The organism is Janthinobacterium sp. LM6, assembly GCF_002002885.1.
In the GTDB taxonomy this organism is placed as follows: Bacteria; Pseudomonadota; Gammaproteobacteria; order Burkholderiales; family Burkholderiaceae_D; genus Janthinobacterium; species Janthinobacterium kumbetense.
Genome location: NZ_CP019510.1, coordinates 154,967 through 176,642, shown reverse-complemented (window position 1 = coordinate 176,642; position 21,676 = coordinate 154,967). Strand labels below are relative to the sequence as shown.

The following is a 21,676-nucleotide window of genomic DNA, read 5'->3' as shown; positions in this document are numbered from 1 at the left end:
TGTTCCCTGTCAATGCTGCTGGAAGCCGCGAATCAGTGCCTGCCGCCCGCCCCCGTGCGTGGTGCGCGCCGCCTCGCGATATCGGTCAGCAACGGAACATGAAAAGGGAATGTCGCCATGCAGCGAAGCAAGTCGGTCACGAAACACGCATCCTCCTCCGCCATGGCGGGCAACCGGACCGGGCGCCCGGTGCGCCTGAAACCGCTGGCGCTGGCCATCGCCGTGCTGCTGCAGGCGGGCGGCGCGCAGGCGCAGCAGCCGTTCAGCGGCGCCTGGTTTGCCGGCAAGGGTGCGCAGCAGGGCACGGCGGCCGCCACGGGACGCTTGCCGAATGGCCAGGTCATCCTCGGGACGGACAATAAGCAGGCGCAGCAGCAAAAAGCCAATGCCCAGCTGCAAAGTTCGCTGAACAATCTGCAACTGGCGGCGCGCGCCATCGCCGTGCAGCAAGCGGCCCAGCAGGCGGCGCGCCAGGCGGCCATCGCCGCCGGATCGAAGGTGCCGGAAGGCTTGGCCGAAGGCGGCTTGAAAGTCGACAGCAACAGCCTGACGGCGGGCTGGTTCAATGCGAATGGCCCCACGCAGGCGCAGGCCGACGGCAAGACCGTCGTGACCGTCAAGCAGACGGCCGACAAGGCGATCCTGAACTGGGAAACGTTTAATATCGGCCAGAATACCACCCTGCAATTTGACCAGTTGGCGAACTGGTCCGTACTCAACCGCGTCAACGATCCGCTGGCCCGTCCCAGCCAGGTCCGCGGCCAGATCAAGGCCGACGGCACGGTCATGCTGGTCAACCGCAACGGCATCGTGTTTACGGGCAGCAGCCAGGTCGACACGCGCAGCCTGGTGGCCGCCGCCGTGGGCATGAGCGACAGTCAATTCCGCAAGGGTATTTACAGCGAAACGCAGGGCTCGGGCTTCAAGCCCACGCTGGCCAATGACCTGGTGCTCAACGGCAGCGTGGTCACGCATGCCAACGCCACGGCCGACGTGGTGGTGCAGGCCGGCGCGCAGATCGGCACGCGCAAGCCGCAGACGGTGACGGAAGGCGGCGGCTACGTGCTGCTGGCCGGGCGCGAAGTGCATAACGGCGGCAGCCTGTCGGCGCCGAACGGGCAAGTCACGCTGGCCGCCGGCGACAGCTTCGTCATCCGCAAGGGGCTGGGGACGGACGCCAACCAGACTTCTAGCACCCGCGGCAACGAGGTCGACGTCAAGTTCAATGCGCAAAGCGGCGCCGGCAAGGTGACGAATGCGGGCCTGGTGCAGGCGCTGACCGGCGACGTCACCCTGACGGGCCGCGACGTGAAGCAGGCCGGCGTGTTGCTCAGCAGCACCAGCGTGACGACACGCGGCACCGTGCACCTGAAGGCCGACGGCAGCGAAGGCCTGGTCACGCTGGCCCCTGACAGCCTCACCACGGTGCTGCTCGACGACAGCGGCGCCACCGCGCTGGACGTGCAGCGCGACGCGCTCATCAAGGATTCGGCGCTGCCCAGCGACGGCGCCTACAACCGCCGCGACCTGTCGCTGATCCAGATTGCCTCCGGCGGCGATATCGCCTTCGACAGCGGCTCGCTGACCCTGGCCACCGGCGGCCAGGTCAATGCGCTGGCCACGCGCCGCACGCAAGTGGCGCGCGGCGCGGCCATCGACGTCTCCGGCGCCGTCGGCGTGAACGTGGCGATGGCTTCGAACAATGTGCTGATCAACGCGCAGGGCAACGAGCAGCGCGACGCGCCGGGCAACCGCGACAGCAAGGCCCTCAACAGCACCGACCTGTGGGTCGACCGGCGCGACCTGGTACGGGTCGCGGCCGGCACCAATGGTTATCCGACCGACCGCTGGTACACGGGCGGCGGCTTGCTCGAAGTGAGCGGCTATCTGAACACCAGCGGCCACGGCATCGGCGAATGGGCGGCGCAGGGCGGCACGGTGGCCTTCCAGGGCGGCGAACTGGTGACTCAGGCCGGCTCTAAGCTCAACGTGTCCGGCGGCACTTTCGACGTCCAGACGGGCATGATTCGCCAGAGCTGGCTCAGCGGCAAGGATGGCCAGCTGTACAGGCTGTCGACGGCGCCCGGCGACGTGCTGTATACGGGCGTCTACCAAGGCTACGCCGCGCACCACCAGCGCTGGGGCGCGGAAACGACGGAAAATTTCGCCAATCCCCTGATCGGCGCCCAGCAACGGCTGGAAAACGGCTATACCGTGGGCCGCGATGCGGGCCGCGTGGTGGTGGGAACCACATCGGCCGTGCTCGAAGGCGCGATTGAATCGAGCGTATTCCAGGGCGCGCGTCAGCAGGATGCGCGCGACGCCACCCTCGACGGCTATCGCCAGTCGCAACTAGCCGCCGCCCGCAGCGGCCAGCTGGTGCTGGGCCAGCTGGCGCCCGTGTATGACGCCGCCAGCGCGCAGCTGCGCGACAATCCCGCGGCGCTGCTGCAGGCCATCCATATCGGCGCCGGCGGCGCCAGCGCCGGCGATCTCCTGCGCGAAGACGCGCTGCCCGAGAATCTGGTCGGCAAGACCTACCTGGACGCCGGCTGGCTCAACGCACAACACCTGGGCGGCATCAAGGCCTATGCCGGCAGCGCCATCGAGGTCGATGCCGCGGTGCAGGTCATGCCGGGCGGCGAAATCGCGCTGCATGCGCCCCAGGTCAAGGTCAACGCCGGGCTGACGGCGCGCGGCGGCAGCATTGCGCTGGGCGACATCGTCAGCAAGCCGACCACCGGCACCGCCGCCTGGCTCGATACGCCGGTCGCCACGCCGGCGGCCGGAGCGAAGGTGGGCATCGAGGTGACGGCCGGTGTGACGCTCGACACGCGCGGCCTGTGGAGCCAGCTCAAGCTGGATCCGGGCAACACGTCCGGCTTGCCCTATGTCAACGGCGGCGCGGTGGCGCTGGTCAGCAGCGGCACCGTCAACCTGGCGGCCGGCAGCGTGATCGACACGTCCTCGGGCGCGGCCGTGCTGGCCGATGGCAAACTGAAGGGCGGACGCGGCGGCGACATCAGCTTGCGCTCGAATCAGAACGATCCCAACGGCGTCAAGTCGGAGACGCTGGTGCTCGATGGCGAACTGCGCGGCTACGGCGTCAACGGCGGCGGCACGCTGACCATCGACAGCGGTACCGGCGTGGCGCTGGGCGGCGGCGTGCTGGCCGGCAATGGCGTGTTGCTTGCAGGCCAGTCCGTCCCCGTGCACCTGACCTTGGCGGAAGCCTTCACCATCAAGGCCGGCACCGTGCTCGATGCCGACTTCAGCTATGTGAGTACCCTGGTCCCTGCCGGCCAGCCCTTGCTGGACTTGCCGGATTTCAGCGCGGCGCGTCCCTACACCCTGCCGGTCGCCTGGGTGGTGCCGCCCGCCTCGATCAGCTATGAGTTCATCTTCATCACCGACAGCAAAGGCATCGTCTACACCAGCGGCATGACCGTGCCGGCCGGCGTCACGCTCACGGGCGTGCGCGGCAAGCTCGGTTCCGGCTACCTGGTGCCGGCCAACGCCTTCCCGAACGGCATGCCGGTGCCCGCTTTCAACGCCAGGGTGGCCGCCGGTACCGCGTTCGCGTTTGATGTGACCTTGCAGGCGGGCGAGCGCTTGCTGGCCGGCAACCGTGCGCCGCAGGACCTGGTGGTCAAGCCGCTGCTGGTGCTGGACAATGAGCTGTTCCAGCGCGGCTTCGCGCACTACAACATCAACGGCCAGCAGGGCGTGCAGGTGGCGCAGGGCGCCACCATCGACGTCAGCATGCCCTTGCTGCGCGCCGACCTGGCGCTGGCGGCGCAATTGCCGACCGGCGCCGATTCCGCCGCCGTCCTGCAACCGTGGCTGGCCCCGCTGTGGCAGGAAAATGCCGCAAAAGGCGTGCTCAAGCAACGCGCCGGCGCCGATATCGCGCTGTCGGCCGGCACCCGCAGCGCCAAGGCGCCGCTGGTGGTGGGCCAGGGCGCCACGCTGCGCGTGGATGACGGCAAGAGCATCAGCCTGACCGGCAATGGCCAGATCACCGTGGAAGGCACGCTGAGCGCGGCCGGCGGCCGCATTTCCGTGTTGCCGGGCATGCTGATCACCGGTGGCGAGATCAACCGTCCAGACGGCAGCGCCAATGCCCAGTCGATCTGGATCGGCGAGCGCGCGCTACTCGACGTGGCCGGACGGGCGGCCACCGCCACCGACGCCCAGGGCGGCGTGTATGGCCATGTGGGCGCCGGCGGCACCATCGAGATCGGCGCCAGGCATAACCTCGACGCCACCCAGGTCGAGGCGGCCGACGCCTTTGTCATCGTGCGCCCCGGCGCGCGCCTGGAAGCGTCCGGCGCCGCCGCCTTGCTCGACTTGCCCGGCCAGGGCAGCGTGCAGGTGGCCAGCGACGGCGGCAGCATCGCGCTGAGCTCCTTCCGCGGCTTGTTGCTTGACGGCACCATGCATGCGGCAGCGGGCGGGACAGGCGCTGCCGGCGGCACGCTGGCGCTCAACCTCGAAGCGCCGAACTACGGCATCGTCGGCAAGCTCGACTTGAAGGGTCTGGGCGTGGAAGACGCGGTGCGCGTGCCGCGCGAGCTGGTGCTGTCGCGCCTGCAGGGCGAAAGCAGCCTGGCCGCCGACCTGCAGGTGGGCGACAGCGATCCTGCGCTGCGCTACGGCGTGGCCCGCCTCGGTGCGGACCGCGTGGCCGCCGGCGGCTTCGACCACCTGGCCTTGCTGTCGAACGGCTTGATCAGTTTTGATGGCAACCTCGACCTGTCGCTGGGGCAGAGCCTGCGCCTGACATCCAGTGCATTGGCCCTGGCCGGGCATGCCGACGGCGCCAGCGCGCAAGTCAAGCTGGCGGCGCCCTACATCCGCCTGGCCGGCACCAGCCGCACCCAGAGCGACGACCACCTGATGCCCAATCCGGTGCGCGGCTCCGGCAACGGCGGCGTCGGCGCCGGCAAGCTGGGCGTGCCCAACGTGGACGACCACGCCAGCCTGACGCTGAATGCCGCGATGATCGACCTCGCCAATGCCGTCAATGTCGGCAGCAACGGCGTGATCGGGCAAAACGCCGCCGCCGACCTGGAAGTCAAGCGCGATGCCTTTGGCGAGCTGGCGCTGCGTTCGAGCGGCGACATCCGCATGCGCACGGCGGCCGCGCTGTACACGCCCGGCAATCTGACCCTGGCGGGCGCGCAAATCTATCCGGTGAGCGGCGCTACCGGCAAGGTGGAGGTGGGCAAACGTAACGTGATCAACGAATTCGGGCAATTGGCGACCGAGTTCGATCCGGCCCGCAGGCTGACCATCGAGCGCAGCGGCGACCCTGCCGCGCCGTTGCCGGCCCTGCCCTACTCGGTGTTCGGTTCGCTTGAACTGAGTGCCGGCACGGTGAACCAGGGGGGCGTGCTGCGCGCGCCGCTGGGCAAAATCACGCTGGGCCAGAATACGAATGGCGCAGTGACCGGCCACACCAATCTGCTGCCTGGCAGCGTGACGTCGGTCAGCGCCAACGGCCTGGTGATGCCGTACGGCGGCTCGCTCGATGGCCTGAGCTACATGATGGACGGCGTCGACGTCGTGTACAAGGGCGTGGGCAATGACCCGGCCGTCGTGCTCACCGGCAAACACGTCGATGTGCGCGCCGGCGCCGTGCTCGACCTGTCAGGCGGCGGCACCCTGACCGGCGCGGCCTTCCTGGCCGGACGCGGCGGCTCGACGGACGCCCGCCTCAACCCGCTGGTGCAGACGTCCGGCAAAGGCAGCTTCGTGCTGCCGGGCCTGGCCACCAATCCCGTCTACGCCATCGTTCCGGGCGCGCAGCCGGGGTATGCGCCCATCGTGGCCGAGAATGGCGCCGGCGATCCGGCGCTGGGGCGCCAGATCACCATCGGCGCCGGCGTGCCGGGCCTGGCCGCCGGCACCTATACCTTGCTGCCGTCGAGCTTTGCGCTGCTGCCCGGCGCGTTCCGGGTGGAATTGAACGGCCTGGCCGCCGGCGGCTTGCCCGTCGGGTCGGCCACGGCCATGCGCAACGGCTCGTTTGCCACCGCCGTGCAGCTGGGCACCAGCAATACCGACCGGCGCGCGGCGCTGCCATCGCAGGCGGTATTGACGCCGGCCGACGTGCTGCGCAGCTATTCGCAATACAATGAAACGAGCTACGGCGCATTCGCGCTGGCGCAGGCGGTGCGCGACGGCGTGCCGCGGCCGCTGCTCGAACGCGACGCCAAGGCGCTGCACATTGAACTGGTGCAGTCCAATGCGGGTGCTGGCGGCACGGGCGTGATGCAAGATGCGCTGCGCTTTGCCGGCACGACCAACTACACGCCAGGCAAGGACGGTTTCGGCGGCAGCGCGCTGCTGCTGGGCGGCTCCGGCAAGAACTACGAAATCATCGGCGGCGCCAGCGCGCCCACCGTCGACTTCAAGGGCATGGCGGTGCGGGTCGACGCCCTGAACGCCATCGGCGCCCCGCGCCTGGGCATCGGCGGTTTGCCTACCGTCAACTACAGCAGCACCAACGGCAACCAGCAAGCCAATATCGCCCAGTTCCAGGGCGGCGTCGATAACATCGTGGTGCGCGACGGCGCCGTGCTCAAGGCTGGCGAAGTCTTCCTGGTGACCAATAGCAAGGCAGGCGGCATCGTCATCGAGCAGGGGGGCGGCATCAATACCCTGGGCCGTGGCGCCGCCGCCTGGGATTCGGGCAACGGCTACGTGTATGCGCCGGGCACGTCCAGCGTGCTGGCCGTGTCGAATGGCCGGCTGGACATGCTGGCGCCCGGCGTGAGCACCGATCCGCGATCCGGACCGGGCCGCATCGACATCGGCGCCTGCGCGGCGGGCGCCGTGTGCAGCGGCAGTACGCCGCTGTATTCGGAAGGCAGCATTGTCGCCGCCACCGACCAGAGCTTCAACCTGCGCGACGCCACCACCTACGGCACGCGCAACCTGGTGCTGGCCGTGGGCGGCATCAATGTGGGCAGCGAAGCGTCGCTGGCCGCCATGGCTGCGCGCGACGCGTTGCCGGCCGGACTGACCCTGAACCAGGGCATCCTCGACCGCCTGCTGCGCGGCGACGCCAGCGCGGGCGCGCCGGCGCTGGAAAGCCTGGCGCTGACGGCGCGCGACGCCATCAATTTCTATGACAGCGTCGAATTGTCGACCATCAATGCGAGCACGGGAAAATCGTCGCTGGAGCGGCTGGTGATCGGCACCCCGGCGATCTACGGCGCCGGCGGCAGCGACGCCGTGGCGCGCATCAAGACCGATGTGCTGGTATGGAACGGCGCCACGACCGCGCCGGGCCTGGTCGCCGCCGGCGGCGCCGGCCGCGGCAGCGGGCGCTTGCAGGTCGACGCCCGCCAGGTCGAGTTCGGCTATGGTCCGAACAGCCGGCCCGACACCATCCACGGCATGGACCGCCTGATCCTCGGCTTTGCCGATGTCGCCATCAATGCCAGCGAGCGCATCACCGCCAACCATACGGGTTCGCTGTCGGTGTACCAGTCGCAAAGCGGCTGGGATACGGCCAGCAAGGGCTATCTGCGCAGCGGCGGCAACCTGGCGCTGAACACGGCGCTGCTCACGGGCGCCGCCGGCTCCGTCAACAAGATCAAGGCGGGCGGCGACATCCATGTCGCCAGGCCGTCCGGCGCGGCCGCCACCGCCCCGGATGCGGCCGCGCTGGCCGGCGCACTGGGCGCCGAAGTGGCGCTGGACGGGCGCAGCGTGACGCTCGACACGGCCGTGCTGTTGCCAAGCGGCAAGCTCAGCGTGTCCGCCGAGCAAGACGTGGTGCTGGGCGACGGTGCCCGGCTCGACCTGGCCGGCCGCAAGATCGATTTCAACGGCGTGCCCAAGTACAGCTGGGGCGGCGACGTGGTGCTCGACAGCCGCCACGGCGACGTGCGCCAGGCGGCCGCGTCCACCATCGATTTCTCGGCTGTCTCCAATCGCGCCGGCAAGCTCACCGCCACCGCGCTGGACGCGCAGGCGGGCAGCGTGGCGTTGCTGGGCAGCATCACCGGCGGCAGCAGCGGCCACTACGACGCGGGCGGCACCGACGTGCCGTTCGCGGCGGGCGGCCTCGACGTGCGCGGCCAGCATATCGAGGATTTCAAGGGCTTGAACCAGCGCCTGAGCAAGGGCGGCGTGTTCGGCAGCCGCAGCTTCCAGCTCAAGCAGGGCGACCTGGTGCTGGAGAATGAATTGAAGGCGCGCGAAATCACGGTTTCGGTGGATGGCGGCCGTCTGGCCGTCAACGGCACCGTCGACGCCAGCGGCGAGCAGGTGGGCAGCATCCGCCTGGCCGCGCGCGACGGCGTCAGCGTGGGCGGCAGCGCGCTGCTCGACGCCCACGGCAGCGTGCTGCGGGTCGACAGCTACGGCCAGGTGATCGAGGCGCCCAACCGCGCCGTGATCGACATCGATGCCGGCAGCGGCCGTCTGGTGCTCGATACCGGTGCGCGCATGGACTTGCGCGCCGGCACGGCCGGGAAGGCCGAGCGCATCGCCTCGCTGGGCACGCTGGAACTGAACGCCCGGCGCCTCGGCGGCGCCACCGGCAACGACGTCGCCATCGATGCGGCCGGTCCGCTGGCCATCGACGGCGCCCGCGCCATCACGGTCAACGGTTTCTGGTCGTACACGGACGCCCGCCCGGGCACGGAAACGACGGCCGACGGCCGCCCTTACCAGGTCATCGACCAGGCTTACCTGGACCGCAAGCACGACGATAGCGTCGATTTCATGAAGGGCGCCCTGGCCAACGACGGGCTGATGAACGGCCGCCTGTCCGGCCTGCGCAACTACAAGGACGCCTTCCACCTGCGTCCGGGCGTGGCCATCCTCAGCGCCACGCCGGACGGCGACCTGCATGTCGATGGCGACATCGACCTGTCGGGCCATCGCTACGCCAGCGTCAATCCGCACACGCAGAAGACCGGCGTGGCCGGCTCCGGCGAAGCGGGCGCGCTGGTGCTGCGCGCCGGCGGCAACCTGAACGTCTTCGGCAGCATCAATGACGGCTTCGATGGCAAGGCCTTGCCGGTCACGCCGGACGACAAGGGCTGGATGCTGGCCAAGGGCCGGGTGCCGTTCGGCGCCGACGTCATCGTGCCGCATGGCCAACTGGTCACGCTGGCCGACGACACCTTCTTCCAGTCCGGCCGCACCCTGAACTACGACCTGCCGATGAAACCGATGAGCTTGCGGGCGGGCACGGCGTTGCCGTCGCAAGCCACCCTGACGGCCGCCGTGGAATTGCCGGCCGGCACGGTGCTGGGCGGCGCCGTGCGCAATGCCGCCGGCGATATCGTGTATGCGGCGGGCACCGTGCTGGCGAAGGCCGTCACGCTGGGCAGCGGCACGCGGCTCGATGCCGGCACCCGCTTGCCCGTGGGAATGTCCGTGGCGGCCATGACCTGGCCCGGCGGCGTACCGCTGCCGTACCCGGTGGGCGCGGTCAGGGACACGCCGAGCCCCGACTACGATGGCGATGGCACCCCCGATACGCCTGCCAATGGCGTGGCGCTGGCCGGCGAACTGCAGCTGCGCAAGGGCGCGCTGGTGCCGAGCGAAACCTGGGTGCGGCTGCCTGGCGGCGCCGATTCGGTGGCCCTGCGTCCGGCCGATGCCGACGGCAACCAGGGCCGCAACTGGGCGCTGGCGCCGATGCTGGCCAGCGGTTCGCAGTCGTGGTCGATGCGCCTGGTGGCCGGTGCCGATATGCAGGCGGCCGATAGCCGCGCGCTGCGCCCCATGGGCGACAACCGCAGTCTGCTGCTGGCCGACCACCACTACGGCGCGGTCCTGGGGCTCAGTCTGCCGAAGGTGGCGGCGCCGCCGATCGACGGCGTGGCGGGCAATTTCTACTGGATGGGCAACTCGGAGATGTTCGGCTATCCTCCCGGCACGCTGGTTAATCTCGCCGAATTTACTAGCGTGGAAGCCTTGCTGGAATACAACAATTTCGGCCCGGATGTGGGCGATCTGGTGACCTGGCTGCCCGAAGGCGCCAGTTTCCCGATGGTAGCGCTGCCTGCGCGGCAACAGCTGTTCAGCGTGCTGCGTACCGGCACGGGCGACCTCGATCTGCTGGCCGGCGGCAACTTCAGCCAGAATTCGCCGTACGGCGTGTACACGGCCGGTACCCAGGCGGCCAACGTGGCGGCGGCTTACCGGCTGCCGCGCGCGGCCGATCGCAAGGGTTCCATCCTCGGCCCCGATGGCGATGCCTTCAAGCCCTACGTCGACGGTGGCGCGCAAAGCCTGTACCAGGCCTGGTATCCCGAGCATGGCGGCAACGTGCTGGTGCGCGCGCAGGGCGACGTCACCGGCGACCTGGTGGGGGGCGGCTACACCACGGAGCGTCGTCCCGACGATGTGGGCTATTTGCGTCCGCAGCAGGACAGCAGCGCCGTCGGCACCTGGCTGTGGCGCCAGGGCACCGGCAGCGCGGTCGCCCAGGGCGATGGCGTGCCCACCGCCTGGTGGATCAACTTTGGCAGTTATGTCGCTGGCGGTCTTGGCACGAACTTCCTGTACGAGACCCAGCCCGTGATGACCGGCTTTACCGGCATCGGCACCCTGGGCGGCGGCAACCTGGTACTCGAGGCGGGCAGGGCCGCCGGCATGCTGTCGCCGCGCACCGATCCAGGCGCGAAATTCGTCTCGCGCAGCCAGGGCCTGAACCTGGCGGTGGCCAGCACCGGCCGGGTATCGGCCGACGGTTCCGTGCTTACGCTCACCGGCGGCGGCGATCTCGACGTGCGCATTGGCGGCGGCCTCAATCCGGTGGCCGAGGTGCGCTCGTTTGCCGACACGACCGGCGAGATCACGCCGGATACCCGTTTTTCCGGCACGCGTGGCGACCTCAATAGCACCTTCGTCAACCTGCGCGGCGCCTTGCGCATGGAGGCGGGATCGGTGGGCGGCATCGAGCTGCGCTTCGACATGGGCGACAGCCAGGAGTCGCGCGCCTATCAGGTCTACACGGCCACCTCGTCCATCGCGGGCGGCGGGCCGGTGGTGGTGCCGGGCGACTCCGGCGTGCGCATCGATGCGCGCGGCGACCTGGTGCTGGGCGGCGTGGGCGACGCCGGCCGCGTCACCCAGATCAACAACGGCACGCCGTTCACCGCGAAGGGCGTGGCGCAGGACGGCGAAGGCTACAGCTGGTTCTCGCTGTGGACGCCGTCGACCGCCATCGACCTGTTCAGCGCGGGCGGCAACCTGACGCCGTCCACGGCCTGGAGCGACGACCGCGCCAGCGGCAATCAGGCTTCCAGCGGCGGGCGTTTCGTGATGCCGTCGCAATTGCGCGCCGTGGCCGCCAGCGGCAGCCTGTATGTCGGCAACTCCGCCCAAGGGGCGAGGGATATGGACACCAGCACCAATGCGCCGGCGCGGCCGGCCACCGGCCTGCTGCTGGCACCATCGCCGGTCAATGCGCATTTCACCCGCCGCACGCCGGGGCAGCTGGAATTGCTGGCCGCCGATTCGATCTACGCCGGCGCCTATACGGTGACGGCGTCGGGCGCCGATCCGACCGCGCTGCCAAGCCCGTTCAATCCGGGTTTCGCGGGCGTTTCCGGCACCACCGCGTATGGCGACATGTACACGCATAACGTCAACCAGGAGGCACAGGCGCCCAGCGTGCTGTTCGCGTCGCGCGAAGCGGGCGCTTCACCGCAGCGTTATCCGCTGTTCACGCTGACGCCGCCCACCGCCTCGGGCTACGCGGTGCAAGACCAGCTGCCGGCGCGCTACTACGCGCTGGCAGGCGACATCATCGGCCTGCGCACCGGTTCCATCATCACGCGCGGCGGCGGCAATGCGGCCAGCCACAGCACCTGGTACGAGGGCGCCGGTCCGGTCGATATCCGTGCCGGCCGCGACATCGTCAACTCCGGCACGGCGCTGGGGCTGGTCGAAGCCACGCCACAGGGATTGCTGGGCTGGACGTCGGAGATAGCGTACGCCAATCCGTCGCTGCCGCTGCGGCCGACGGAAAACTTTGTCGGTTCGGCGCGCGGCAATTTGATACTGCACAACAATCCGGACGAGGTGTCGGTCGTGCATGCCGGCCGCGACATCCGCTATGGCACGTTCTACGTGGGCGGTCCGGGCACGCTGGAAGTGACGGCCGGGCGCGATATCGACATGGCCGACAAGGCCGAGCTGAAGAGTATCGGCGCGGTGACGCATATCACGCCTGGCGACCGCAGCAGCGGCGCCAGCATTGCGGTGGCGGCCGGGGTCGGGGCGTACGGCCCCAACTATGACGCCTTTGCCGCGCGCTATCTCGACGCTGCCAACCTGATCGATCCAGGCAAGCCGCTGGCCGACCAGCCCGGCAAAGCGGTGGCCGTGTATGGCGGCCGCCTGGGCCTGGCCGACTGGTTGCGCGCGGAATTCGGCTACAGCGGCGACGCGGCGGGTGCGCCCGCCTTCCTGGCGGCGCGCCAAGGCGAGCTCGACAAGTCTCTCCAGGCCAGCAGCGGCGGCGCCAGGCGCGACCTGCAGCGCGAATACGGCCTGTCGAGCCAGCTGCACCTGGTCAACTGGCTGGAAACCCGTTATGGCGCCGGACAGCGCAATGGCGCCGGGCTGACCTTCGATGCCGCCAGCATGGATGCGCGCAAGTTTTTCGCGGCCTTGCCGGCCGAACAGCAGCGCGTCTTCCTGCGCAACGTGTATTTCGCCGAACTCAAGGCTGGCGGGCGCGAGTACACGGCTGCCGGCGGCGTGCGCGAAGGCAGCTACCTGCGCGGCCGCGAAGCCATCGCCACCTTGTTCCCGAGCAAGGATGCGCAGGGCAAGCCCGTGACTTATGCGGGCGACCTGACCATGTTCAGCGGCGCCACCTACTATCTGGACGGCGCCTCAGGCGGCAGCACCAAGCGGCCGCGCAAGGGCGTCAATTATCTGACGCGTGAGCAGTATGTGCGTTTGGGCGACACCCACGCGCCGGTGTTCGACCTGGCCGATGCCGGCATCCACACCGATTTCGGCGGCAACATCGACATCCTGACGCCGGGCGGACGGACCCTGGTGGGCGTCGATGGCGGCTTCGTGCCGGGCGAAGGCTCGGGCGTGCTGACGCAGGGCGCCGGTGAAATCCAGATCTACGCCCGGGACAGCATCCTGCTGGGCCAGAGCCGCATCTTCACCACTTTCGGCGGCAACATCCTGGCCTGGTCGGCGCAGGGCGACATCAATGCGGGGCGCGGCTCCAAGTCCACCGTGGTGTTTGCGCCGCAGCGCCGGGTCTACGACGACATCGGCATGGTGACCTTGTCGCCGACCACGCCGAACACGGGCGCCGGCATCGCCACCCTGAACCCGATCCCGGAGGTGCCGCCCGGCGACATCGACCTGATCGCCCCGCTGGGCAGCATCGACGCGGGCGAGGCGGGCATCCGCGTCTCGGGCAACGTCAACCTGGCGGCCTTGCAGGTGGTCAACGCGGAAAACATCCAGGTGCAGGGCAAGGCCACGGGCATGCCGGCCATTGCCGCCGTGAACGTGGGGGCGCTCAGCAATGCCAGCGCGGCCGCCTCGCAAGCCGTGACGGCGGCGCAGGACGTGCTGCAGCGCGAACGGGCCGCCACGCGCCAGGCGCAGCCATCGCTGTTCACGGTGAAAGTGTTGGGTTTTGGCAACGAGCAGGCGGACGAAGCCGGTGTTGGCAAGCACACGGGCGGCGAACCGCAGGCGTCCAGCTACCAGCCGGCCGGCGTGGTGCAGGTGCTGGGGGCGGGGCCGTTGACGGCGCCGCAGCTGCAGGCGCTCACGCCGAACGAACGGCGCGGTTTACAGCCTTGAGCGGAGTTTTATGAACATTTGATGACATTCGGCAGTCGTCGCGCGCGGCGGCTGTCTAGGCATCAGTAGATCAGCATTAGCAACAAACAATACGCCGGCCCAGCGCCGCAACACAGGGCAACCGTTTGATTTTAAGGTGAATGGAAGATGCGTGAAATGACAACCAAGGGCAGGGGCGTGCCGCCAGCGGCGCCTGCGACCGCCTTGACGATGCTGTGCCTGGCCATGCTGGCGCTGCCCGGCATGGCGCGCGCGCAGGACGCGGTCCCGGCGGCCGCTCCTGTGGCCGGGCCGGAACGGCAAGTGACGATCGAGGAATACCTGGTGCGCGGCAATACCGTGCTCGATGCGCGTGCCATCGAAGAGGCGGTGACGCCCTTCCTGGGGCCGGGCCGCACCCTGAAGGACGTGGAAGGGGCGCGCGACGCCCTCGTTGCGGCATATCAAGCCCGCGGCTACCAGTCCGTCTACGTGGATTTGCCGGAGCAGCAGGTGGAGCAGGGCGTGGTGGTGCTGCAGGTGAGCGAAACGAAGGTGGGACGCTTGCGCGTCGTCGGCGCGCAATACAACTCGCCGCTCGACGTGCGCCAGCAAGTGCCGGCCCTGACGGAAGGCAAGGTGCCGGACTTTACGCAGGCGCAAGTGGAGCTGACGGCCCTGAACCGCGGTCCCAAGCGCCAGGTGATGCCGCTGGTCAAGCAGGGCAGCCTGCCCGGCACCATGGATGTGGACTTGAAAGTCGAGGACAGCAGCCCGTGGCGCGCCAGCATCGGCTTGAACAACGATTACAGCGCCGATACCAAGAAGCTGCGCAGCAGCATGTCGGTCGGTCACGACAATCTGTGGCAGCTCGGGCATAGCGCCACCCTCAGCTTTTTCGGCACGCCGGGCGATCTGAACCAGACCAAGGTGTGGTCCGCCTCGTACGTGGCGCCGATCGGCACGCAGGGCTGGAGCGTGGAAGCGACCGGCTACCAGTCGAACAGCAACGTGGCCAGCACGGGCGGCACCAGCGTGCTGGGCAAGGGCCACGCGCTGGGCATGAAAGTCAACTACACGGTGCCCAACAGCGGCATCTGGTGGCACAGCTTTTCTGCCGGCATCGACTTCAAGGATAACCAGGAAGCGCTCAAGCTTAATGGCACGGGCAGCAATATTCCGCTCAAGTACGTGCCCCTGAGCGTGTCGTATAACGGCTTTGCGCAGACGGATGCGGCGACCTATGGCCTGGGCCTGTCGCTGGTGGCCGGCACGCGCGCCGCGTTCGGCTATGGCAGCAACAGCGCCGCCTACGACAACAAGCGCTACAAGGCTTCGCCCAGCTTCCTCGTGCTGAAGGGCGACGCCAACGCCACTTACACCCTGGGCAGCGGCGCGCAGCTGCACGGGCGCATGTCGGGCCAGCTGGCCGATGCGGCGCTCGTGTCGGGCGAGCAGATGGCCGCCGGCGGCGCCAATTCCGTGCGCGGCTACCTGTCGGCCGAGGCGACGGGCGACTACGGCATTTCCGGTACCGTCGAATGGCGCACGCCCCAGCTGACGTATTTCAGCCGTCTGGAAAACTGGCGTTTATTCGCCTTTGCCGATGGCGCGCGCCTGCGCCTGCGCGATCCGATGATCGAGCAGAAAGACCTGTTCGGCCTGGCCTCCGTGGGCGTGGGCAGCAGCTTCCAGTTCCTGCGCTACCTGAATGGCCGCATCGATTTCGCTTACCCGCTGCGCGATGGCCCGCGCACGCACAAACACGTGCGCCGCATCAATTTCAACCTGTCGGCCAGCTACTGACGGGCCAGCTCATCAGCACTGCACTTTTTTAGACTTTTCTTCGGAGAATCACTGTCATGCAACGTTTTCGACGTCTGTTATTCCTGCTCACGATCCTGGGCACGCTCGTTCCCGGCCTGGCGCATGCCTGGTGGCAGCCCGACTGGGCTTACCGCAAACCCGTCACCGTCGACGCCGGCCCGAAGGCGGGCGCCGTGGGCGGCGATCCCGGCCGCATTCCAGTACTGCTGCGCTTGCATTCTGGCAATTTCAACTTCGAAGGCGTCAGCGACAACGGCGCCGACCTGCGCTTCGTGGCGGGCGACGACAAGACGGTGCTGAACCACCAGATCGAACAGTTCAATCCGCTGCTGGGCATCGCCCTGATCTGGGTCGACGTGCCGGCCCTGACGGCCGGCACGCCGCAGCAGTTGTGGATGTATTACGGCAACCCGAAGGCGCCCGCTTCCGGCAACGGCCAGCGCACTTTCGACCCCGATTACAGCCTGGTGTACCACTTCAGCGAGCCTGGCGTGCCTTCGCGCGACAGCACCGCCTACGGCAACCATGCCCAGACGGCCGTGCCGGCACTCGACGGTTCCGTCATCGGCGCCGGTGCCCGCCTGGGCACGGCGCCCCTGATGCTGCCCGCCTCGCCTTCGCTGGCGCTGGCCGCCGGCGCGCCCTTCACCTTTTCCGCCTGGGTGCGTCCCGACAACCTGGGTGCGCAGCAAGTACTGTATGCGCGCCGCGACGGCGCCAGTGAATTGCTGATCGGCGTCGACCAGGGCGTGCCTTTCGTGCAGGTGAATGGCCAGCGCAGCAAGCCGGGCCAACCGATCCAGGCCGCGCAATGGTCGCACCTGGCCGTCAAGGCCGACAAGAACAACGTGGCCCTGTACGTGGGCGGCCGTCCGGCCGTGTCGCTGGCCACCGCCCTGCCGGCGTTCAGCACGGCGGCCTCGGTGGGCGCCGATGCAGCGCCGGTCGCTTCCGGTGCTTCCACCCTGGCCAACTTCACGGGCGCCATCGACGAGCTGCGCCTGTCGCGCACGGCCCGTCCCGACGCCCTGCTGCTGGCCGACGCCGTCTCGCAAGGTTCCGAATCGCGCCTGGCCGTGTTTGGCGCAGATGAACAGCAAGCGGGCAAGAGCCATTTCGGCTTCATCATCGCCGCCATGCCGCTCGACGCGTGGATCGTCGTCGGCGTGCTGGGCCTGATGATGGTCTTGTCGTGGATCATCATGATCGGCAAGGGCCGCAGCTATGGCGCCATCTCGCGCGCCAATGCGCAATTCATGCAATCGTTCCACGAAGCGGCCGGCGCGCCGCTCGATCACCTGGCGCGCAACGGCAAGCTGAGCGCTTCCGTGAAGACGGATTCCTCGCTGTGGCGTTTGTATGACGTGGCCATCGACGAGATGCGCCGCCGCCACGACCGCGGCTACGACCTGAACGCCGTTTCGAACGCCACCATCGGCGCCATCCGCGCCGCCATGGATGGCGTGATGGTGCGCGAAAGCGAGCGCATGTCGAAACGCATGATCTGGCTCTCGACTACCATCGAAGGCGCGCCGTATGTCGGCCTGTTCGGCACCGTGATCGGCATCATGCTGGTGTTCGTCGTGGCGGCCATGGCCGGCGCCGTGGACATCAACTCGGTGGCGCCGGGCATGGCGGCAGCGCTGCTGTGTACGGCTGCGGGCCTGGGCGTGGCAATTCCCGCCCTGTTCGGCTACAACTGGCTGTCGTCGCGTTCGGACGCCATCGTCGCCGATATGGCCGTCTTCGTCGACGAATTCGCCACGCGCCTGGCTGAAGAGCAGGGCGACGGACGCCAGATGCGTCCCGTGCTGCAACAGGCGTGAGGGGCGCATAACCATGGCCACCTCCGCCAAGTTTACCCCCCGCAAGCGTAGCGGCGGCATCAACATCACGCCCTTCGTCGACGTGCTGCTGGTGGTGCTGGTGATCTTCATCCTGACCAGCAATGCCAGCATTCCCGGCATCAAGGTCGACCTGCCCAAGGCCAGTTCGGCCATGGCGCTGGAAAAACCGAAGACCAAGGCCATCACCATCGACAACGCGGGCCAGGTCTTCCTCGACGCCTATCCCGTCACCTTGCCCGAGCTGGAAGAGCGCTTGCGCACGGAAAAGGCCCTGACGCCCGACTTCCCCGTGATCGTGCGCGGCGATGCCGCCGTGCAATACGCGAAAGTGGTCGAAGTGCTCGACTTGCTGCGCCGCATAGACCTGAACCAGGTGGGCCTGGTGACCGGCAAGCCGGCATGAGGAGCGCAAGGTGAAGCGTGACGACATGATGAAGATGGCCGCCTCGGAACCGTCGGGCGCGGCGCAGTGGTGGCGCCGCTGGGGCGGCGTGGCCGGCGGCGCGCTGCTGGCCGCTGGGCTGGCCGCGCTGGTCTGGTATTTGCTGTCGGACACGGCGGCCACCAAGCGCGAAGTGGCGGCCCCGCCGATGCTGATGCTGCCCCCGCCGCCCCCGCCGCCGCCGGAACCTGAAAAGCTGCCGGAACCGACGCCCGACAAGGTGGTGCCGGAAGTGTCGGAGCCGGAACCGACGCCGGCCGACAAGCCGATGGATGACGCGCCGGAAAGCCCGTCGCCGGACAAGGGCGACCCCGTCACCATCGACGGCGCGGCGCAGGCCGGCAGCGACGCCTTCGGCATTCAGGCCGGGCGCGGCGGCGGCATGACGGGCGGCGGCGGTGGCGGCGGACTCGGCGCGGGATCGTATGGCCGCTATGTCGCCAACGCGCTGCAGCTGGCCTTTGCCCGCGACCCGCGCACGCGTCAGCTGGCGTTTGCCGACATCCGCGTCGACCTGTGGCTCGATGCGGAAGGCCGGACGTCGAAGGTCCACCTTGTGCAAGGCACGGGCAATGCGCAGACGGACGAGCAGGTGCTGGCCATGGTGCGCGACTTCCGCGCCGACGAGCGGCCGCCCGCGTCCCTGCGTTTCCCGGCCCGCGTATCCATCAAAGGCCGCCGGCCATAGCGTCCTTAATTCATATTAATTTTTACCGAAAGAAACAATGAATTCCATATTTTCTTCCCCACAGCGCATGCGCCGCCTTCCGCTGGCGCTCGCTGCCCTGGCCCTGAGCGTGGCGGCGGGCGCCGTGCAAGCGCAGGCACCGGCCGACAGCACCATGGTCAAGCTGATTCGCGGCCTGATCCAGAGCGGCGCCCTCAACAAGGATGCCGGCGAAGCCTTGCTGGCGCAGGCGCAGAGCGAAGCGCTGGCCGCGGCGCAAGCCCGTCCGGCCGCCGCGCCGGCCGCCCTGGCGCAGGTACAGCCGGGCGACGTGCGCGTGCCCTACATTTCGCAAACCGTGCGCGAGCAGATCCGCGACGAAATCAAGGGACAAGTGCTGGCCGAGGCGAAGGCGGGCGGCTGGGCGGCGCCGAACGAAACGCCGGCCTGGACCAAGCGCATCCGCGTGGAAGGCGACGTGCGCGCGCGCTACGAATCGCGCTATTACGACATGGCCAACAGCAATATCGAGATCGACTGGCGCTCGCTCAACAGCGGCAGCGGTTACGACGTCAATTCCAACACCAACCTGGCCCTGCCGGCGCTGCTGAACACGCGCGAAGACCGCAAGCACTTGCTGCGCGCGCGCGCCCGCCTGGGCATCCTGGCCGACATTTCCGACAGCACGCAGGCCGGCATCCGCCTGGCCAGCGGCAATGACGACAGCCCCGTATCTACCACGCAAACCCTCGGTGGCGGCCTGGGCAAGAAAAACATCTGGCTGGACCAGGCCTGGCTGTCCTACCAGCCCGCTTCCTGGCTGAAACTGACGGCGGGCCGCTTCGACAATCCGTTTGTTTCCAGCGATGAATTGTTTTCCAGCGAACTCAATTTCGACGGCATCGCCGCCAAGGTGCAGCAACCGGTGGGCGACAGCAAGGACGTCACCGTGTTCGGTACCCTGGGCCTGATTCCGCTCGAGTATTCGTCCGACAATGCGCCGAGCCGCAGCCAGGCAAAAATGTCCAGCGAAAACAAATGGCTGCTCGGTGCGCAAGTGGGCGCGTCGTGGAAGATCAACAGCGACCACCAATTGCGCGGCGCGCTGGCCTACTACAACTTCCGCAACATCAGCGGCGAGTATTCGCAGCCGTGCGCGCTGTACGCAGGCGCCGATGGCTGCAACACGGACTGGTCGCGTCCATCGAGCATGCAAAAGGGCAACAGTTTGATGCTGCTGCGCAATATCGCCCTGAATCCGCTGGACCCGGCGAACACGCCGCAGCCGCAATTCGTGGGCCTGGCGTCGAAATTCCGCCTGGCCAACCTGAATGCGCGCTGGGATAGCAAGGTGGCCGGCGGCACGGACTTGCGCATCGAAGGCGATTATGTGCGCAACATGGCCTACGACAAGAGCGACATGTGGGCGCGCGCCAAGGGCGGCATCATGAACAACTTCGGCGGCACGGGCGGCGTCTCGCAAGCCGATTTCAGGAGCGGCGGCAATGCCTACATGCTGCAGGCGACCCTGGGCAAGGCCAGCCCGGCGGCGCGCGGCGACTGGAACGTTTTGCTCGGTTACAAGCGCATCGAACCGGATGCCTTGCCTGACGCCTACAACGATTCCACCTTCCACCTGGGCGGCACGAATGCGCGCGGCTACTACCTGGGCGGCGCGTATGCGCTCGACAAGAATACCTGGCTGAACGGCCGCTGGACGTCGAGCCGCGAAGTGTTCGGTTCGGCGCTGTCGATCGACACCCTGCAAATCGAATTGAACGCGCGTTTTTAAGGAGCCATGATGTTGATATCCAACAAAATGCGCGTGCCGCTACTGTTGCTGAGCTTGCTGGCCGCCGGCACCGCCCAGGCGCAGGGACAGAAGGGGCAAAGCATGGAAGAGCGCCTGCGGGCCGAGTTGCGCAATGTCACGGCGCAACTGCAGCAGACGCGCGGCGAGCTGGAATTGCTGAAAGCCAAGGGCGTGCCTGCCGCCAAGGCGGCGCCCGCTGCTGCTACTGCGCCTGCCAGCGATGGCTTGAAAAAGGAACTGGCGCGCAGCCAGTCGCAGCTGGCGCAGGAACGCGCGCAACGGGAAAAACTGGGCGAGCAGCACCAGCGCAGCGCCGCCGCCGCGCAAGAGGCAAGCGCCAGCCTGGCGCAGTACCGCCAGGCCAGCGAACAGCTGGCCGCCACGGGCAAGCAGATCGAAGCGGAGCGTGCGCGCCTCGACGGCGAAGTGGCGTCGCAGCGGGGCGCCCTGGCGCGCTGCGAAAGCAAGAATGCCCAGCTGTATGCGGCCGGGCAGGAAATCCTGCAAGCGTATGAAGGACTCGATGTGCTGGACGTCATGAAGGCGCGCCAGCCGTTCGCCGCGCAAAGCCGGGTGAAACTCGAGCAAATCGCCCAGCAGTACGGCGACCAGCTGTACCAGGGCCGCTTTGATGCGCGTCAAACCGAAGCGGCAGCAACGCCGGCCGCCCCCGCGCCGGCCCCCCAATAATTTTACTTTTTGAAATGAATGGAATGACGATGGAAAACACGAATAGCTTGCTGACCACCCTGAATGCGGAACAAACGGCCGAGGCCATCAAGGCGGCCGGCTGCGCCGTGACCTGCATCGAGCACGACGGTGTCGTGCGCCTGCACAGCGCCAGCCATGGCATCGGCTTTCAGGTGCTGTGGGGCAATGAAGCATCGCCTGGCCAGTACGCGGACCTGACCCTGAGCTGCCCGCTGCGCGTGCAGGGCGGCGACTTGCCGGCCGGCTTGCTGGCCGAATGGCACCGCAGCAAGCGTTTTGCCCGCGTGGCCCAGCATGGCGATTTCGTCGTGCTGGAAATGGATGTGCTGGTCGCCGGCGGCGTCAGCCGCGAGTACCTGAATATCAATCTGCAACTGTGGACGCAGATGATGGGTCAGTTCTTCTTGTTTTTGCGCAACTTTACGCCGGCCGATACGAGCACCGCTCCGCTCGTCGAGGCTGTCAACGTGGCAGAAGAAGAAACGGTGCCGGCCTGACAAGCGGGCCAACGGCGGCAAAAGAGGCCCGTGACGGGCCTTTTTTGCCGTCTGCGAGCCCCAAGTGTCGTA

General features: G+C 68.1%; 8 protein-coding genes. All 8 read left to right on the top strand.

Translation table 11 applies throughout. From position 1 onward, the window contains the following. Positions 1-117: 117 nt before the first annotated feature. The 8 genes from BZG29_RS00695 (at position 118) to BZG29_RS00660 (ending at position 21,604) form a co-directional block, all read left to right on the top strand. Complete coding sequence (locus BZG29_RS00695; RefSeq protein ID WP_077398241.1) at positions 118-13,821, top strand: filamentous haemagglutinin family protein; 13,704 nt, start codon at positions 118-120, stop codon at positions 13,819-13,821. A gap of 147 nt (positions 13,822-13,968) precedes the next feature. Then, positions 13,969-15,606, top strand: coding sequence for a ShlB/FhaC/HecB family hemolysin secretion/activation protein (locus tag BZG29_RS00690; protein WP_216350339.1), 1,638 nt, complete (start codon positions 13,969-13,971; stop codon positions 15,604-15,606). Positions 15,607-15,662: 56 nt separating this feature from the next. Beyond that, positions 15,663-17,453, top strand: a complete 1,791-nt coding sequence (locus BZG29_RS00685; RefSeq protein WP_077398240.1) for a DUF2341 domain-containing protein — start codon at positions 15,663-15,665, stop codon at positions 17,451-17,453. 13 nt (positions 17,454-17,466) lie between these two features. Beyond that, positions 17,467-17,877: a biopolymer transporter ExbD gene (locus tag BZG29_RS00680; RefSeq protein WP_034753784.1), complete on the top strand. Its 411-nt coding sequence runs from the start codon at positions 17,467-17,469 to the stop codon at positions 17,875-17,877. 10 nt (positions 17,878-17,887) lie between these two features. Continuing rightward, positions 17,888-18,604 (top strand): hypothetical protein, encoded by a 717-nt coding sequence (locus tag BZG29_RS00675; RefSeq protein ID WP_253192740.1) that lies wholly within the window; start codon positions 17,888-17,890, stop codon positions 18,602-18,604. A 37-nt stretch (positions 18,605-18,641) separates the two neighbouring features. Next, entirely contained in the window at positions 18,642-20,375 is a 1,734-nt protein-coding gene (locus BZG29_RS00670) for a putative porin (RefSeq protein WP_077398239.1), read from the top strand. Positions 20,376-20,381: 6 nt separating this feature from the next. Continuing rightward, positions 20,382-21,086 carry a hypothetical protein gene (locus BZG29_RS00665; RefSeq protein WP_150130779.1) on the top strand — a complete coding sequence of 235 codons (705 nt, stop codon included), beginning with the start codon at positions 20,382-20,384 and terminating at the stop codon, positions 21,084-21,086. Positions 21,087-21,115: 29 nt separating this feature from the next. After that, on the top strand, positions 21,116-21,604 hold the full coding sequence (locus tag BZG29_RS00660) for a YbjN domain-containing protein (protein ID WP_253192739.1): 489 nt from the start codon (positions 21,116-21,118) through the stop codon (positions 21,602-21,604). The last annotated feature ends 72 nt before the right edge of the window (positions 21,605-21,676 follow it).

Bases quoted from the DNA above. Each gene is read 5' to 3' on its own strand.
- BZG29_RS00665 (WP_150130779.1), top strand. From the start codon at position 20,382: ATGATGTTGATATCCAACAAAATGCGCGTGCCGCTACTGTTGCTGAGC.
- BZG29_RS00685 (WP_077398240.1), top strand. From the start codon at position 15,663: ATGCAACGTTTTCGACGTCTGTTATTCCTGCTCACGATCCTGGGCACG.
- BZG29_RS00690 (WP_216350339.1), top strand. From the start codon at position 13,969: ATGCGTGAAATGACAACCAAGGGCAGGGGCGTGCCGCCAGCGGCGCCT.
- BZG29_RS00660 (WP_253192739.1), top strand. From the start codon at position 21,116: ATGGAAAACACGAATAGCTTGCTGACCACCCTGAATGCGGAACAAACG.
- BZG29_RS00680 (WP_034753784.1), top strand. From the start codon at position 17,467: ATGGCCACCTCCGCCAAGTTTACCCCCCGCAAGCGTAGCGGCGGCATC.
- BZG29_RS00670 (WP_077398239.1), top strand. From the start codon at position 18,642: ATGAATTCCATATTTTCTTCCCCACAGCGCATGCGCCGCCTTCCGCTG.
- BZG29_RS00695 (WP_077398241.1), top strand. From the start codon at position 118: ATGCAGCGAAGCAAGTCGGTCACGAAACACGCATCCTCCTCCGCCATG.